This is a genomic window from Nitrospirota bacterium (genome assembly GCA_004296885.1).
Taxonomy (GTDB): domain Bacteria; phylum Nitrospirota; class Nitrospiria; order Nitrospirales; family Nitrospiraceae; genus SYGV01.
In genome coordinates, this window is record SCVN01000023.1 from 476228 (window position 1) to 492708 (window position 16481).

General features: G+C 61.7%; 12 protein-coding genes. All 12 read left to right on the top strand.

Annotation, left to right across the window (positions count from 1 at the left end; all coding sequences use genetic code 11):
- The first annotated feature begins 120 nt into the window (after nucleotides 1–120).
- The 12 genes from EPO61_15360 (at nucleotide 121) to EPO61_15415 (ending at nucleotide 16481) form a co-directional block, all read left to right on the top strand.
- Nucleotides 121–1716, top strand: a complete 1596-nt coding sequence (locus EPO61_15360) for a HAMP domain-containing protein (GenBank protein ID TAJ07333.1) — start codon at nucleotides 121–123, stop codon at nucleotides 1714–1716.
- A complete protein-coding gene (locus tag EPO61_15365; GenBank protein TAJ07334.1) occupies nucleotides 1713–3095 on the top strand; it encodes a sigma-54-dependent Fis family transcriptional regulator in 1383 nt (460 codons plus the stop codon). Before EPO61_15360 ends, EPO61_15365 begins: the two co-directional genes overlap by 4 nt.
- A 297-nt stretch (nucleotides 3096–3392) precedes the next feature.
- Nucleotides 3393–3827, top strand: coding sequence for a response regulator (locus EPO61_15370; protein TAJ07335.1), 435 nt, complete (start codon nucleotides 3393–3395; stop codon nucleotides 3825–3827).
- A 3-nt stretch (nucleotides 3828–3830) separates the two neighbouring features.
- On the top strand, nucleotides 3831–4145 hold the full coding sequence (locus EPO61_15375) for a hypothetical protein (protein ID TAJ07336.1): 315 nt from the start codon (nucleotides 3831–3833) through the stop codon (nucleotides 4143–4145).
- A 60-nt stretch (nucleotides 4146–4205) separates the two neighbouring features.
- The gene (locus tag EPO61_15380; protein TAJ07337.1) at nucleotides 4206–7460 is read left to right on the top strand and encodes an efflux RND transporter permease subunit; all 3255 of its coding nucleotides are present in this window, start codon (nucleotides 4206–4208) and stop codon (nucleotides 7458–7460) included.
- Nucleotides 7444–8727 carry an efflux RND transporter periplasmic adaptor subunit gene (locus EPO61_15385; GenBank protein ID TAJ07338.1) on the top strand — a complete coding sequence of 428 codons (1284 nt, stop codon included), beginning with the start codon at nucleotides 7444–7446 and terminating at the stop codon, nucleotides 8725–8727. The genes EPO61_15380 and EPO61_15385 overlap by 17 nt, the downstream gene beginning before the upstream one ends.
- Before the next feature lie 21 nt (nucleotides 8728–8748).
- Entirely contained in the window at nucleotides 8749–10323 is a 1575-nt protein-coding gene (locus EPO61_15390; GenBank protein ID TAJ07339.1) for a TolC family protein, read from the top strand.
- Nucleotides 10324–10484: 161 nt separating this feature from the next.
- A complete protein-coding gene (locus tag EPO61_15395; GenBank protein ID TAJ07340.1) occupies nucleotides 10485–11891 on the top strand; it encodes a TolC family protein in 1407 nt (468 codons plus the stop codon).
- A gap of 36 nt (nucleotides 11892–11927) precedes the next feature.
- On the top strand, nucleotides 11928–13328 hold the full coding sequence (locus EPO61_15400; protein ID TAJ07341.1) for a TolC family protein: 1401 nt from the start codon (nucleotides 11928–11930) through the stop codon (nucleotides 13326–13328).
- A gap of 96 nt (nucleotides 13329–13424) precedes the next feature.
- Nucleotides 13425–13877, top strand: a complete 453-nt coding sequence (locus EPO61_15405; protein TAJ07342.1) for a hypothetical protein — start codon at nucleotides 13425–13427, stop codon at nucleotides 13875–13877.
- Between the two features lie 112 nt (nucleotides 13878–13989).
- Nucleotides 13990–15279 carry a TolC family protein gene (locus EPO61_15410; protein ID TAJ07343.1) on the top strand — a complete coding sequence of 430 codons (1290 nt, stop codon included), beginning with the start codon at nucleotides 13990–13992 and terminating at the stop codon, nucleotides 15277–15279.
- The gene (locus EPO61_15415; protein ID TAJ07344.1) at nucleotides 15276–16481 is read left to right on the top strand and encodes an efflux RND transporter periplasmic adaptor subunit; all 1206 of its coding nucleotides are present in this window, start codon (nucleotides 15276–15278) and stop codon (nucleotides 16479–16481) included. The genes EPO61_15410 and EPO61_15415 overlap by 4 nt, the downstream gene beginning before the upstream one ends.

Sequence of the window (16481 nt, forward strand, 5' to 3'; positions counted from 1 at the left end):
TCGGAAAATCGGATATGATCGCGCCCGTGCCGGAGAGACATCGCTTCATTGCCGGACATCACAGGGCGTGGGAACAGCTTCCATTGCCAGAGACCGGCATGGAATGCCGGCCCCGCGCCCATGTCGCCGATTCATGGCTCACCCGGTGCTGACATGACGTGGTTCCGCCATCTCACGATCGGCCAGAAGCTCCTCGTATCCTTCGGTATCTTGCTCCTGCTGCTCGGCCTCAGCCTCTCGGCCATTCTCTTTTACCTGGCCCGCATCAACAGCTACGTGGAACGTCACGATCGCATCACCGTGCCGGCCATCGTCTCGGCGACGGACATGCGGCGGCGGATTTATGAGATGACCCTGCTGCTGCACTCCCTCAGGGAGAACCGCTCGGACGTCGATCGCCGGAACACACTCGACGGCATGCAACGACTGGAGTCGGATACGCGAAGCGCGTTAGCGTTCTACCGTACGACCCACACAGCCAGAACACATCCCGTGTTATTCCGCATGCTGACCCAACATGGCCAAGCGGCCATGGCCGATCTCGAGGATCATGCCTTGGATGAGACGGCCAAACTCCTGGAAGCCTTCGGAACCAGCTGGAGGGCGATGACTGCCCATCAGGGAAAGAGACAGGAGGCGGAAGCCGATCTCGCGTTCAACGAGGCGGTCGCGCTCACCCGTCAACTGACGGATAAAATAAACACGCTCATTGACTTGCACAGCAAAATCACAACCGAGATGAAGTCAGAGGGCGACTCCCTCTTTCGTCAATCTGCGTTGGTCATTCTTGCCCTGGTCGTCATGCTCGGCCTCTTGATTGTGGCCACCTATGTCATCGTGAACACCCAGATTGCTAGGCCGCTGAAGAGCCTCGCAAAAACCGCCGATCATGTGGCCCGCCACGAGCTGTCGGCCGGCTTCGATCCCTGGCCGGCGCAGGATGAAGTCGGCAACCTCGCCCGGTCGCTGGGCACCATGCTGGAGAACCTGCGGGACCGCACCCGCGCGCTGGAACGCAAAACGCGGGAACTCGAGGGGTTCACCTATTCCGTCGCGCACGATTTAAAAGGCCCGCTTCGGGAGATCGAAGGGTTTTCGTCGTTGATTCAGCAAAAATTTCCTGAGACCCTAAACCAGACAACCCGCCATTACGTTTCCAAGATCAGGACATCGGCCCTACGGCTCACTGCATTGATCAACGATCTGCTTCGATATTCACGGCTGGAGCAACAAGCCCTGCCCATGTCGCAGGTCAACGTGAGGACACTCATCGATCACATCCTGTCGGACCGCCTCCCCGCTGCGCCGCAGGCATCTCCTCTCATCCACGTCGCTCTCCCGTTCACCCACGTGCGGGGCGAACCGACCAGCATTCAGCAGGCTCTCGTCAATCTTGTCGGCAACGCCCTGAAATTCTCCCGCGACGCCGACCCGCCCGAGATCAGCATCGGCGGCGCAGTCCGCGCCCAGGAACGCATCATCTGGGTCCGAGACAACGGAATCGGCTTCGACCCCAAAGACGCCGACCGGATCTTCGGCCTGTTCGAGCGCCTGCACGGCCAGGAGGAGCATGAAGGGACGGGGGTGGGCCTGGCGATCGTGAAGCTGGTCATGGAGAAACACGGCGGCCGAGTCTGGGCCGAATCCTGTCCGGGCAAAGGCAGCACATTCTTTCTGGCGTTTCCGGACGCCCCGTCCGACGGAGGCACCGCATGACGATACCGTCCCCCATGCCGCTGCGCATCCTGGTCATGGACGACGAGGAACTGATCCGTCTCGTGCTGAAGGAGTCGCTGCAGGCGGAAGGCTGCGCCGTCACCACGGTCACCGATGGACGAGCCGGGCTCGACGCGCTCCAAGCGTCGCCGTTCGACTGCGTCATCACCGACCTGCGCATGCCGAGAGTCACCGGCTGGGAAGTCCTGCGCTGGGTACGGGAACATCAGCCGGACGTGGATGTGATCGTGCTCACGGGGCACGGCGAAGTGCCGTCGGCCGTGGAGGCGATCAAAGCAGGCGCCTGCGATTATGTGGTCAAGGAAACCCCGTTTAACGAGGGCCCCGTGAAGGCCGCGCTGGCCAAATTGCTCGCCGTACGAACGTTACGACAGGAGAATCTGGCGCTCAAGCTCGCGGCCCGCATGCCGGGCCTCGAGCCAATGGTTCCGGGAATCAGTCCCGCCTGGAAGAAACTGATGGAGACCGTGGAGAAGGTTGCGCCGTCCAATGCGCCGGTCTTGATCCAGGGCGAAACCGGCTCCGGCAAAGAGGTCGTCGCCGGAACCCTCCACCAGCTCAGCCCCCGGCGCGAGGCGCCGTTTCTAGCGGTCAACTGCGGGGCGGTCAGCGGTCAGTTGCTCGAAAGCGAATTGTTCGGGCACGAGAAGGGGGCCTTCACCGGCGCCGCGACGGCCAAGAGCGGCTTGTTCGCCGCCGCCGAAGGGGGCACGCTGTTCCTGGACGAAATCAGCGAAATGAGCGGCCCCATGCAGGTCAGTTTGCTGCGCGTCCTGGACCGGGGCGAATACCGCCAGGTCGGCGGCACGCGGACATTGCGCGCAAACGTGCGCGTCGTGGCTGCCAGCAATCGCAGTCTTCAGGACATGGTGCAGAGCGGTCGATTCCGCGACGATCTGCTCTACCGCATCAACACCGTCACGATCTCCGTGCCGCCCCTGCGGGAACGTCCCGAAGACCTGCCGCGATTGGCGGAGCACTTTTTGGGTCAGTTGCACGTTCCGGGCAAGGTCAAGCGAACCGTCTCCTCCGAAGCCCTGGCCCGGTTGTCCGCCTATCCCTGGCCCGGCAATGTACGCGAGCTGCGCAACGTGATCGAACGCCTCATCCTGCTGTCCGCTCCCGGCCGTGTCGAACCCATCGGCACCGAGGAATTGGCGTCGGTACTGCAGCCCATGCCTGCAAGTCCCGGCTCCGCCGAGCACGAGACGCACGGATCCCTGGAAAGCGCCGAACAAGCTCACATCCTGCGCGTCCTACAGGCGCAAGAGGGGAACAAGACTCAGGCGGCCCGGGTACTCCGCATTGACTACAAGACCCTCCTCAGTAAGCTGCGCAAGTATGGGCTGGAATCATAAAGAACCGGCAGTTCCGCCAGGTGCCTCTCATCTAAATCATCTGCTCGGGTAAACGCCTCCACCATGCTCACGGAAGGCGACCAAATTATTTTTCGCTCTGGAAAAATTCCACAGACTCCCTGGAAGATTTCCAGAATCGGCGCTTCTGTGTTGCATCTCTTGACGAAACGATTCTGCCTTATCGTTGAGAAATTGCCGCCTTGGGTTCTCCGTTATTCAAGGCACGCCCCTTGCTTTTCATTCTTTTACGACTCCCCATAGGAAGGTGGCGCAACGACTACACTCTAAGGAGGAAACATGCACCACCCTACCCGCGCAGGCGTTGCAGGCAAGCCTCTTTTGATCATCGGAGATGATCCGGACTACTGTGAACTGTTCCACGAAGCTGCTCGGCGACATGATGACGCAAATGAAACGAACATCGTGCATGGCATAGAATCCGCGTTGACGTTTCTAAAAGCCGCTCAAACCTCGCCCCATCTCAGACTGCCGCATCTGATTCTTCTGAATCTGAAACAGGAAAACAGCCGTAAGTTTATACGTCGATTCCGCGCAGATCCCGGCCTGGCTTCCATTCCGGTGGTCATGATGGTCTCCTCTGATGATCCGAAAGACATCAACACCTGTTATGCAAGCGGAGCAAACGGATACGTCGTCGCACCGGACACACTCGAAGGACTTGTCGTCCTGATCGCGAATCTTTACCGCCACGGGCTCGGCCAGAAACAATAAACGATGCTTCAGTTCGACCGCGCAAGCTACACACGAACCTTGCCAATGAAGATGCTTGTGCTCGTTTTCCGCCAATCCCTTGAAAAAGACCTGCTGCAATTACTGAATGAGCTCGACGTGCAAAGCTTCGCTCACGCTCCAACAGTCAACGGTACGGGCAAGACCGAACCGACGATGCACTCGTTCAGCTGGTCGGAACATAGCGGCACGATCCTTGCGGCTCTTCGCTATCCCCTGCGAATGCCTGATATAACTCCCTCTTCGCACGATCCAATTGGCATGAATTGTGCTTGGCTAATGAACCCATATGGACTATAAATCACTTCGCCCTTCGATACCGGACGGAGCCTAGCGGAACCAGGCCATCAGGAGCTTTGAGTGGTCCGAGCCTCGCTAAAAAATCCCTATGCCGTGGTGGCGATCAGCCTGATCATCGTCATCCTGGGCGTGGTGTCCTATCAGAAGATGGTCGTGGACATCTTCCCGGAGATCAATCTGCCCGTCGTCGCGGTGGTCACCTTCTACAAAGGCATGGGCCCCTCCGAAATCGAGGGGGCGATCACCCTTCGCCTGGAGCAGCTCTATCTGCAGGCTTCCTACATCGAACACATCGAGTCCCGTTCGCTGCCGGGCGTCAGCCTCATCAAAATCTACTTCCAGCCCTCATACGACGTCAACGCGGCGGTGGCCGAGATCACCAGCCTCACGTACAGCACCCTCCGCTACCTGCCACAAGGCGTCTTTCCGCCGATCATCGTCAAATTCGGCGCGACCAGCCTGCCCATCGCCGACCTGACCGTGAGCAGCGACCAGATGACCGAGAAGGAAGTCCGCGACCTGGCCTACTTCACCGTGCGGCCCCAGTTCGGCAACGTCCCCGGCATCTCCCTGCCTCCGACCTTCGGCGGCACGGTGCGGCAGATCACGGTCTTTCTGGATCGGGAAAAAATGCTGGCCCGGGGCATCTCGTCCGGCGACATCGTGGAGGCGGTGAACACCCAAAGCCTCCTGCTTCCGGCCGGCGACGTGAAGATCGGCGACTTCGACTACAACCTCTACACCAACAGCATGATCCGGGTCGTGGACAACATGAACGACATCCCGATCAAGATCGTGAACGGGACGCCGATCGCGCTGCGGGACGTCGGCAAGGCCGTTGACTCGACCATGATCCAGACGAACGTGGTGCGCATCGACGGGCGGCGCGCGGTCTACATTCCGGTGATGAAACAGGCCGGCGCCAACACCCTGGCGGTCGTCGACGGGGTCAAGGCCGCCCTGCCCAAATTGATCGGCCTTCCCGCCAACCTGGACGTGAAACTGATCTTCGACCAGTCCCTCTACATCCGGCAATCCATCAAGACGCTCGAGGACGAAGGGCTGATGGGCGGCGGCCTGGCCTGCCTGATGGTCCTCCTGTTCCTGGGCAGCCTCCGGTACACCGTCATCATCGCGCTGGCCATTCCCCTCTCGGTCACTGCCGCCTTCATCGGGCTCTATTTCACCGGCCATACCATCAACATCATGACGCTCGGCGGCCTGGCCCTGGCGGTCGGCCGGCTCGTGGACGACGCCATCGTCGTCGTGGAGAACACGCACCGGCATCTGGACATGGGCAAATCCGCCGCCCAGGCGGCCGGCGACGCGACGAGCGAGTTCGCTCTCCCCATGCTGGTGATCACCATTACCGTATTCCTGGTGTTTTTGCCGATCGCCTTCTTCACGGGCATCATCAAGTTCCTGTTCGTCCCCCTGGCCCTGGCCGTGGGCTACGCGATGATGGCCTCCTATGTGGGCGCCCTGAGCGTGGCGCCGGTCTGTCTGGCCTATTTGCTCAAGGGCCGGCATCACGGCCAACCGGAACAACCGGCGTCCGGATTGACGGGCCTGTGGCACAGACTGAACCTGTTCGATCCGTTCGTGGCCCGTTACGTCATGGTGCTGCGCTGGTGCCTGCACCACAAGGCATCGGTGATTGTCGCCGTGGCGGCCATCTTCGCCGGCTCGGTCATGATGGCCCCGCGCCTCTCCACCGAATTTTTCCCCAAGGTGGATGCGGGCCAGTTCATCCTGAACGTCGCCGCGCCGGAAGGCACCAGGGTGGAGAAGACCGAAGCGATCGTGGCCAAGATCGAAGATCTGATCCGCCAGGTGATCCCGCCGGCGGAGCTGGACCAGATCGTCGCCAACATCGGCGTGCCGCAAGGCTGGATGGTGCTCTATACCCCGGTCGTCGGCCCCCACCAATCCTTCATGCTGGTCAGCCTCAAGCGGGAACATACGATACGGACCGACGACGTGGTGGACCGACTCAGGGAACGGCTGGCGCAGGAACTGCCCGGCTTGAAATTTTCCTTCCAGACCGGCGGCATCGTCAGCGACGTCCTGAACTACGGGTTGCCGGCTCCCATCGACATCAAGGTCAGCGGCCCGAACCTCAACGAAGTGGCGGAGACCGCCTCGCGCATTCGGGAGGTCGTCGTCAAGGTTCCGGGCACGGTGGACGTGGCCGTGCGGCAGGGCATGGCCTATCCCGAACTGCACCTGACCGTGGACCGGTCCAAGTCGGCCTACCAAGGCCTCAACGAACAGCGGATCGTCACGGACGTGATCACCGGGCTCAGCTCCAACGTCCAGCTCAACCCGGGTTACTGGATCGACCCCAAGTCCAACAACGCCTACTTCGTCGTGACCCAATACCCGGAACAGTTCCTGGTCAAATTCGAAGACTTCCTGAATATTCCCCTCGTGGGCACCGATATCGAGCACTCGGGGACCTCCAGCGCATCAATGTCCCGCGGCAGTTCCCTGGCTTTGCAGCAGACGCCCTTCCCCGAACGGGCCGCCATGCCGCAAGCCAATGGCAACGCCAGCGCCCCGATCCTCTTGCGCGACCTCATCGAGGTCACGAGGAAGAACGGCCCTGAGACAGTGGACCATTACAATCTCCAGCGCACGGTGGATGTGCTGGTAGACGTGCCGGGCAACGACCTGGGGAAGGTCGCGGGGTTGATCGAGCAGGAACTGGCGAAACTGGACCTGCCCAAAGATGTCGTGGTCTCGTTCAAGGGCCAGGTGGACAGCATGCGACAGGCGCTGATCGGATTCGGCGGAGGCCTACCGCTGGCCGTGGTTCTGATCTACCTCGTGATGGTCGGACTGTTCCGGTCCTACCTGGACCCCCTCGTGATCATGTTCGCCGTTCCGCTGGGCCTCATCGGGGTGATCTGGATGTTGCTGCTCACGCACACGTCGCTCAACGTGGAGTCGCTCATCGGCACCCTCATGATGATCGGGATCGTGGTGTCCAACAGCGTCCTGCTGGTGGATTTCGCCAACCAGCGCCTGCGCGAGGGGGCTCCACTGGAAGAGGCGGTGGTGGACGCGGGCCGCCTTCGCATCCGGCCGATTCTCATGACCTCGCTGGCCACGATCATCGGCCTGGCCCCGATGGCGCTGGGCATCGGCGAGGGCAGCGAGGCGAACATGCCGCTGGCGCGGGCGGTGATCGGAGGCCTCTCCGTGTCCACCGTGATGACCCTGCTCTTTATTCCGGTCCTGCACATGCTCGCCCGGCAGCGGTCTGCCGCCCATTCGCCCACCGGGGAAACAGCTGATGAAACAGCAGCCTGAAGAACAGTATACTGACGCACAACCGGGTAACGGGCATCCCCATGCCGCAAGGGAGTTCCACGTGACGGAATCGGATCTGCCTGGCATGCCTCCCGAACCTCCCCCCGACCCAGGACCGGGCATCAGCCACCTCAAGCTCACGCTGATTGCGGCGGCAATCCTGTTCCTCGTCGTCGCCACGCTGGTGCTCCTTCAGGACCAGCCCCAGACCGCCTCCGCCCCTTCAGCGGAACCGGAAGCCGTCCAGACTCCGGCCGGCACCCGCCTGGTACAGGTCATCAAACCCCAACGGCGTGATCTGACCAGGACGCTCAGCCTCCCGGCCAACATCGCTCCCTGGTATCGGGCCACGCTCTATGCCAAAGTCTCCGGCTACTTGAAGTGGATCGGGTTCGACAAGGGCGACGAGGTCAAGAAAGGCCAGGTGCTGGCCGTGATCGACGCGCCGGAAGTCCAGGACCAGTATGAGCAGGCGGAGTCGGACTACGCCATCAAAAAACTGACCTATGAACGGCTCCTGAGCGTCTGGAAAGAAAATCCCGACGTGATCGCCAAGCAGGACGTGGACGTCGCCGCGGCGGCGGCGGAAGGGGCCAAACAACAGATGGAACGGCGGCGCACCTTCCTGGAGTACACCAAGATCACGGCGCCCTTTGCCGGCACCATCACGGCCCGCTTCGCCGATCCCGGCGCCATGATCCAGTCCGCGATCAGTTCGTCCACCCAGGCCAACCCCCTTTTCACGCTCATGGACCTGGATACCGTCCGGGTCTACGTCAGCGTCCCACAAGAAAGCGCCCTGCTCGCCACGGCCGGCGTGCCCGCACTGCTGACCATCAAGGAAATGCCGGGGGTGCAGATCAAGGGCCAAATCACACGTACGACCGAATCCCTGGACCCGGCGACCCGCACCCTCTTGGTCGAGATCGACTTGCCCAACAAAGACCACCGCCTGCAACCCGGCACATTCGTCAACGCCACGCTTGCGCTCGAACAACACCCGAACGTGCTCACCGTTCCGCCGGCTGCCATCGAACCGCCCTCGAACGGAAAGCCCAAGACCGTGGTCCTCGTGGAGAACGGCAAGGTCCGTCGCGTCCCGATCACCACCGGCATCGACGACGGGAGCTGGGTCGAGGTGGTGGACGGACTGACCGGCAACGAAGACGTCATCGTGGTCGGCAAAAACAACCTTGCCGAAGGACAGGCCGTGACGGCCTCCCCCTACGCGCTTCCGTCCGGCACGCCGGCCAAACAGAAATACTAGACCAACGCGGAATGATGAACGATGAATGATGAGCTCAGAAAATCCGTCATTCATCATTCCGCATTCCGCATTCATCATTCATCGTTGCCTCGGCAGAAAAATCCGGGAGCCATGGCGGGCTTCGCCGCCTGCTGCTTGCTGCTCTTCGCGGTCAACCCGCCGACCGCCGCGCCGGCCCAAGCAGACAACAAGGCGAGCTCGGCTGCCGCTCCGGCCGGGAAAGCTTCGAGTTCTACGCCGGCTCCATCTCCCGCGCACCTTCTCAGTCTGACCGAGGCCATTCGGGCCGGCCTGGCACAACACCCGTCGATCGAGCGCGCCCAGGCCACGTCAAAGAGCGCGGCCGCCGAAACCAAACAGGATCAGGGACGGCTGTATCCCTGGCTCGAAGCCTCCGCGGCGGGCGGCACCGGCTCGATTCGTGTGTTGAGCAGCGACGGCGCCAACATCCATGCAACCGGCGACTTGGCCTCCAGTTTCCGCAATCGGAGCGGATTTCACACCTACGGAGGCGGGCGCGGCTTTGCCCTGGCCGGCGCCCTGCCCAAACACAACATGAACATGACGACGGGCGGGTTGCTGTTGAACCAACTGATCACGGATTTTGGGACCAGCGCTCACCGCATCCTGGCCAGCCAGGCGACGGAAGCGGCGACGGAAAAAGAAATTCTGACGAGCAAGGCCCTGGTCATCCTGAACATCCAACAGGCCTACCTCACCTGCCTCATGCAGCAACGTTTCGTCGAGATCGCCGCCGAAAACCTAGCCACACGCAAGCTCATTCGGGACCAAGTCCAGAGCCTGTACAAGCATCAACTGAAGGCCAAGCTGGATCTGGACCTCATGACGGTCGAAGTCGAGAATGCAACCCTCGCCTTGATCAAAGCCAGGAACGACCTGGCACAAGCCTTTGCCTCCCTGAACAACGCCATGGGGGTCGAAGGGCCTGATCGCTATGCTCTGGAACCGGTGGCCATCGACAAGGGGGCGGCGCCGGCAATGGCCGAACTGGTGGAGGAAGGTCTCAAACAGCGGCCCGAACTCCTGGGCAGCCAGGATCGGCTTCAGGCCAGTCAGGAATTTCTCCAGGCGGTCAAGGCGCTCCATTTTGGCGATGTGTCGGCGGTCGGCACCCTCGGGATCACGAAATATGGGGATATCCATGATGCCGGTATTCCCTCCGACGGAGTGGCGCCCTTGTGGGGCTTCGGGGTCTCGGCCCGCCTGCCGCTGTTCACCGGCTTCAAGATCCAAAACCAGATCGTCGAGGCGGGACACCACAAGGGTGAGGCGGAACAAGAGCTGCAGAACCTCGCGAACGAAGTGACGCTCCAGGTCGTCAAGGCATCCCTGGGCCAGATCGCAAGCGCCGAGCAGATCACCCTGGAGCAGGAACGCACGGCCTTTGCCAAGGAGGCGGTGAACCTGGCGCAAGCCCGGTACAAACTCGGGCTCAGTTCCATCGTGGAGGTTGTCCGGGCGACGACCGCGCTGTTCGACGCGGAATCCAGGCTCGCCGAAGCCCAGTATGTCTACAAGAAAAGCCAAGCCTTGGTGGCCTACGCCGCCGGGCAGGAATACCGGAAGTATCCGTGAGGCATGATGGGTGACGGGTACAGGCGACACGGAGACGCGGGGACACGGGGACATGGAGATCGCCGCGTCGCCCCTCGCCGCATCTCCGCGTCGGGCGCCTCGCGCCTCACGTACGACGCTTCACGAGATACGAACGACAGGTTCAAAGGGAGAAAACGACCATGAACCGATCACATGGCATACGAAACAGCATCCTGGCGATCGGGCTGCTGATCTGCCTCTGGTCCGGCACAACGACCCTCGCCGCCGACACGCCCTCTCCCGCACCGACCGTCACGCAAACTCCGGTTCCGCCCGGTTCACCAAGGTTGACCTGGGATGAGGCCATCAAAAGCGGCGTCGCCCAGCATCCGCTGATCCAGGCGGCGCACCATGGGGTGCTGGGATCAGAAGCGGTCGGCAAGCAAATCGCCTCGGTGAACTATCCGCAAGTCTCCGGCATGTTGTCCAACTCGCTCGGCAACACCCGCGTCCTGTCCAATTTCGGCATTTCCGGATCGCTGCCTAAGCCCACGAACTACATGACCGACCCGGGGGCTCGCGTGGATCTGCTGATCACCGACTTCGGACGCACCGCCCACAAAATCCTGGCCAGCCAATCGCTCACGGCTTCGGCCGAGAAACAGGTCCTGACGGTCAAGGCCCTCGTCATCCTGAATGTCGAACAGGCCTATCTGGCCTGCCTGAAACAACAGCGGCTGGTGACCGTCACACGCGACGTATTGGCGGAGCGGCGGCTGATCCGGGAGCAGGCCGAGTCTCTCTTCCACCATCAAGTGCGATCCAAGCTGGATCTCGACTTTGCATCAGTCGAAGCGGCCAAGGCCGAGTTGGATTTCATCAAGGCGCAGAACGACCTCCAAGCCGCGTTCGCCGCCTTGAACCAGGCGATGGGCCGGCAGGAGCCGGTCCAGTATGTGCTGGAAGAAGTCCGCCCATCGCTATCGTCCGCGCCGCCGCTCGAACCCCTGTTCAAAGAAGCACTCGACCGGCGTCCGGAACTGCTGGGCAGCAAGGACCGAGTCCAGGCGGCGGAGGAGGCGCTGAAAGCGGCCCACGCATTGAACTATGGAAGCATTTCGGCCATCGGTGCAGCCGGGTATGCCTGGTGGGCCCGTCAGGAAGTGGTCAATGCCAAGGGCAACCCGAATAACCCAGGCGCACAGCTCGGCTGGTGGGGCGCCGGTTTTTCCTCCACAACCCCGCTGTTCACCGGCTTCCGCATTGAGGCCGAGGTCGAACAGGCCGAGGCGAATAAGGGAATCGCCCGGGCCACGACGCGGGTGATCGCCAACGACGTGGTGCTTGAAGTGGCCAAAGCCTATCTGAACCGGCTCACAGCCGAGCAACAGATCGCCGTGGCGCAGGACCGGGTCGCTCATGCACGTGAAGCGCTGACGCTGGCGCGCGAACGGTACAAGGCCGGCCTGGCCTCCATCTTGGACGTGACGACCGCCGCCGCCGACCTTTTGACTGCGGAAACCGGCTTGGCCGAGGCCCAATACGGCTACCTGGCCGGCAATTCCGCTTTGGCCTATGCAACTGGCGTGGAATACGGGAAGTACTGAAAGCAATTTTGAATTCTTAATGTTGAATTAAAGAAGATGCGCCCGATCGTCAATTCAAAATTGAACATTCAACATTTAACATTCATCCGGCTGCTGCCGGTCATGCTGGCCGTCGCCCTACCCGTCGTCGTTGCTGCCGCAGAGGAGACAACTCACCCCATGCCCAAGGCCGTCGGCGCATTCCTGGGGTACAAGACCGCGATCCAGATCGGGCTCGAACAACATCCCTTGGTGAAAAAATCCCAGGAGTCCGCCCTAGCCGCGGACGCGCTGACGCAGCAAGCCAAGGCCAAATACTACCCGCAAATCGACGCGTACGCGATTCAGACCGGTGGAAATGTCCGCCCCCTCAGCGCGTTCAACATCGCGGGCGCCCAAAACAAACCGACCTCCTACATCCAGAACGCCGGTATGATCGCGGACCAGATGATCTACGATTTCGGCCAGACTGCCCATACCGTCCTGGCGGAGCGGGCCAACCAGGCGGCGGCCGAGAAGAATGTCCTCACCCACAAGGCCCTCGTGATCCTGACCGTGCAACAGGCCTACCTCGACTGTCTCCGCCAGAAGCGCCTGGTGCAAGTCGCCGAGCAGACCGTCAAGGAACGCGGCGTGTTCCGCGATCACATCGCCCTGCTGCACAAAAGACAATTAAAATCCAAGCTGGATCTGGATCTGATTTCCGTCGAATTGCGGAACGCGGAAGTCCTCCTGGTCCAAGCCAACAATAATCTCCGTTCCGCCTTCGCCGCGCTGAATAACGCGATGGGTGTTCGAGGACCGGATGGTTACACACTCGAAGATGTACCGGTCATTCTCTCTTCGGTCGACACACTGGAGGCCCTCACCCAGGCAGGGCTCTCACAACGACCCGAGTTGCTGAACAGCGCAGATCGGATCCGCTCGTCGGAAGAGCGGCTCAAATCCGCCCAGTCGCTTTACCTGCCGACCATTTCGGCCGCCGGCATGGGCGGCGTCATCCATTTCAGCGATGCCCCGACCAACCAAGACCCCGGCGCAACTCCCGGCTTTACCCAGACCTGGTGGGGTGCTGCCGCCACGCTCTCCCTCCCCCTCTTCACCGGTTTCCTGATCGAGAACAAGGTCGCCGAAGCCCGTCAGCAAAAATACAAGGAAGAACAAAAGAAGACGGAATTGTCCAATAAGGTGGTGCTGGAGGTGACCGAGGCCTACCTGACCCTGCAGACAGCCAAGCAGCAGACCAAGGTGGCCGAGCAGGAAGTGGCCACCGCCAGGAACGCGCTGGCGTTAGCCGGTGAGCGCTACCGTCTGGGACTGGCCTCGATCGTGGATCTCACCACCGCCACCACATCGCTCATCTCTGCGGAAGTACAGCTCGCCGACACCAACTATGCCCTCCAGGCCAGTGCCGCCGCCGTCGCCTTCGCGACCGGGACTGGCTACCGGGAGTTTTAACGGCCGGCGCAGGGAGAAAAATCCAGACGCGGTTGACCCATTTGAAACGCCGTGCTAGCTTGTTTTTGACTTCGGGCCAGCTCCCTCGGGGTGTCGATGTTCAACAGAGCACTCATCTTGCGCAAAACAGTGCTGTTGTGGGTGATGCTGTGGATGGTGGCCATCCCGCTCGTCCACGTCCATCCCGAAACGGATCACCGCCACGGTGACATCGGGCATGCCCACGGCGGTACCGCGCATACGGTTTTTTCCTCCGACCTCCCCTGTGAATATGCAGCGCACCATTCCTCGTCCTCGCCCCCGACCATCGCCGCTGTGACCCAGGCCGCACATGACTTGGGTCACCCAGAGATTGGGTTTTCTCTGGCCGTCTCCGGGGATCGTTATCTCGGGAAAGCGGCGCTGACGGAGGCCTTGGCCTCTACCACGCCACCCCCTTTGCCGCAACTGAGCGGCTCGGCCCGCTCCGATCCGTTCCTAGACTCTCCTCCATCCGTTCTCTTGCTGGCCAACTGTTCGTCGCGTGCACCGCCCCGCTTGTTCGCCTAATCAACTCTCAGTTTCCTGAATTCGCACAGGCATCTTCGGCCGCGGACCATCCGTGGGAGCAACGGCGCTTTCCGCCTGCCCACTCGCGGCGGATTTCTACGTGAGGAACGCGATGTCGTACCTATGGTTGAAGCCTCTCGTGTGGCTTGGCTTGTCAGTTGTCTCTGCCGTCGGATTTGTGACGGGTGTTTGCGCAGATGAGGGCGCCTCCCTTTCTTACACCCTCGATGCCGTGATCGACCTGGCTCTGGAACGCAACCCCGCCATCGCCGGCGCCGCAAGCGTCATGGAACAAAACCATGGCCAACAGATTGCTGCCGGTGCATACCCCAATCCCAGCGTCGGTGGCTATAGCGGGCGTGGGCTCTTGCAGGACACGGGACGCGCAGGGATTGGGAATGATCCCAACACGGTCCGCTCGATCACCGAATACAACGTCACGGTCGGTCAGCCGATAGAATGGCCGGCCAAGCGTGCGGCTCGCCAACGCGCGGCCGAGGCGGGGGTGGCCGGAGCCGGAGCCGGGCTGGAGGAAGCGCGACTCAACTTGATTGCCGAGGTCAAGCTGGTGTTCTACCAACTGCTCCTGGCACAGCGGCAGTCCGACACAGCGGAGCAGAATCTCGTCATGGCGAAGGACGTGCTGCGGATCGTCAAGAGCCGGGTGGCAGCCGGAGACGCCACGCCGTTCGAGGCCATGAAGGCCAACGTGGAAGTGATGAAGGCCAATCTCGCGGTGACTCGATCGCGGAATGCCGTTCGTGTGGCGCGTGTCGGGCTGGACACGGTGACGGCGGGGGCACTGGGTCGGACTTTCGTCGTCAAAGGGGACTTCGAAACCTTCCGTCAGCGCACAGATGCCAGCGCCCTGACGACGTTGGCCTTCGAACGGCATCCAACCCTCAGGCGTCAACGGTCGTTGGTGGAGCAAGCCGATCACACCGTCGATCGGGAACGGCAGTCCAGGGTGCCGGACCTGACGGTGAATGGCGGCTACTGGCGGGAGATCGGACGGGAAGCCTTCGGGGGCGGTGTGAGCCTCCCGATCCCGTTCTGGTATCAACGGCAAGGTGAAGTGGCGACTGCGATGGGAGCGAAGCATCGAGTGGAGGCCGAGCTGCTCCGTACCCAGAACGAGCTGGGGCGTGCGATCCAGCAGGATTTTCAGGACGCACGGACGGCGGCGGAGCAGATCGACCTCTTTGAGAAGGAGCTTCTCAAGCAGGCACAGGAAACCCTTCGGATCGCCCAGTTCAGTTTTCAGCAGGGGGCTTCCGGCCTGCTGGATGTCCTGGATGCGCAACGGGTCTACCGCCAGATCCAGCTCGACTATGTACAGGCCCGCTATGAACTCTCGATCGCGCTGGCCCGGCTGGAACGTGCCACGGGTGGAACACTATGATCCCGCCAAGCAGCAGCGCCATGCACAACGGCCAGGTTGCACGGAGAGGATGGATCGCCTTGGTGGCAACTCTGCTGCTGGTCGGTTGCGGAGACCAGGGCGGCGAGCCAAAAACGGTTTCCCCCAATGCGGCCAAGCCAGGGCATTCGGGTCCGCACCTGATCCAGGCTCCCCCGTCGATTCATGGCCAGATACGGACGGAGGCTGCCGCTATACGCCCGATTCCCGAGATGGTCACCGCACCGGGCGAAGTGGCGCTCGACCTGAAGCAGGTGGCGAAAGTGACCTCGCGGATCGAAGGCCAAGTGGAACAGGTGCACGTACAACTGGGCGACCGCGTCCGCAGCGGGCAGCCGCTGGTCGCCATCGGAGGACCGAGGCTGGATGAACTGGTCCAAGAGTATCTTGTGTCCAAAGCGCAAGCCGACGTGGCCGAGAACAGTTTCCAACGGACCCAGAAACTGTGGGCCGAACAGATCGTCACGGAACGTCGGCTGGTCGAAGAGCGGGGCCACTTTCTTGAAACCAAGGCCCGCTATCAGCATGCCCGCGAGAAGCTGCTGAACATGGGAATGGCAGCCGGAGAGTTGCAACAACTCGAGCGGGACCACCATGTGGAGGGGCATCGCTATACCATCAAGTCGCCGATCGCCGGCACCGTGGTTGCGCAACATATCGTGCTCGGACAAGGGGTGTCATCGGGCATTGAATTATTTGAGATCGTCGACACAAGCCGTGTTTGGATCTTCGCCAGCCTGGCGATCGAACAGGCGCGCCGGTTCACAGTAGGAGACACCGCCATGATCGTGCCCAAGGGCGCCGAGCCGATCACCGCGCCACTCACCTACATCTCGCCCCTCGCCGACGAGAAAACACGGACGGTCCGTGTGCGGTTCGAAGTGGCCAACCAGGACGGCCGTCTCAAGCCGCAGGAATATGTGGAAGTCCGGCTGGCCGTACCGGCCGCCCCCACGCTGGCCGTGCCGGCGGCGGCCGTGACGTTGCTCGATCAGACCCGTGGGGTCTTCGTCCAGCGTGAAGCCGGCTACCTCTTCACGCCGGTCGAGGTGGGTCGCGAAGGGGAAGGGTGGGTCGAAATCAGAAGCGGTCTGACCGCCGGGGACCGGGTCGTCACCGACGGTGTCTTCGATCTCAAGAATGTGCTGCTGAAAGATCGCATCCAGTCGGGCGAAGGAGGGTGA

Coding starts and splice junctions, on each gene's coding strand:
- EPO61_15400 (TAJ07341.1), top strand. CDS start 11,928: ATGCGCCCGATCGTCAATTCAAAATTGAACATTCAACATTTAACATTC.
- EPO61_15375 (TAJ07336.1), top strand. CDS start 3,831: ATGCTTCAGTTCGACCGCGCAAGCTACACACGAACCTTGCCAATGAAG.
- EPO61_15410 (TAJ07343.1), top strand. CDS start 13,990: ATGTCGTACCTATGGTTGAAGCCTCTCGTGTGGCTTGGCTTGTCAGTT.
- EPO61_15395 (TAJ07340.1), top strand. CDS start 10,485: ATGAACCGATCACATGGCATACGAAACAGCATCCTGGCGATCGGGCTG.
- EPO61_15370 (TAJ07335.1), top strand. CDS start 3,393: ATGCACCACCCTACCCGCGCAGGCGTTGCAGGCAAGCCTCTTTTGATC.
- EPO61_15390 (TAJ07339.1), top strand. CDS start 8,749: ATGAATGATGAGCTCAGAAAATCCGTCATTCATCATTCCGCATTCCGC.
- EPO61_15365 (TAJ07334.1), top strand. CDS start 1,713: ATGACGATACCGTCCCCCATGCCGCTGCGCATCCTGGTCATGGACGAC.
- EPO61_15415 (TAJ07344.1), top strand. CDS start 15,276: ATGATCCCGCCAAGCAGCAGCGCCATGCACAACGGCCAGGTTGCACGG.
- EPO61_15360 (TAJ07333.1), top strand. CDS start 121: ATGTCGCCGATTCATGGCTCACCCGGTGCTGACATGACGTGGTTCCGC.
- EPO61_15385 (TAJ07338.1), top strand. CDS start 7,444: ATGAAACAGCAGCCTGAAGAACAGTATACTGACGCACAACCGGGTAAC.
- EPO61_15405 (TAJ07342.1), top strand. CDS start 13,425: ATGTTCAACAGAGCACTCATCTTGCGCAAAACAGTGCTGTTGTGGGTG.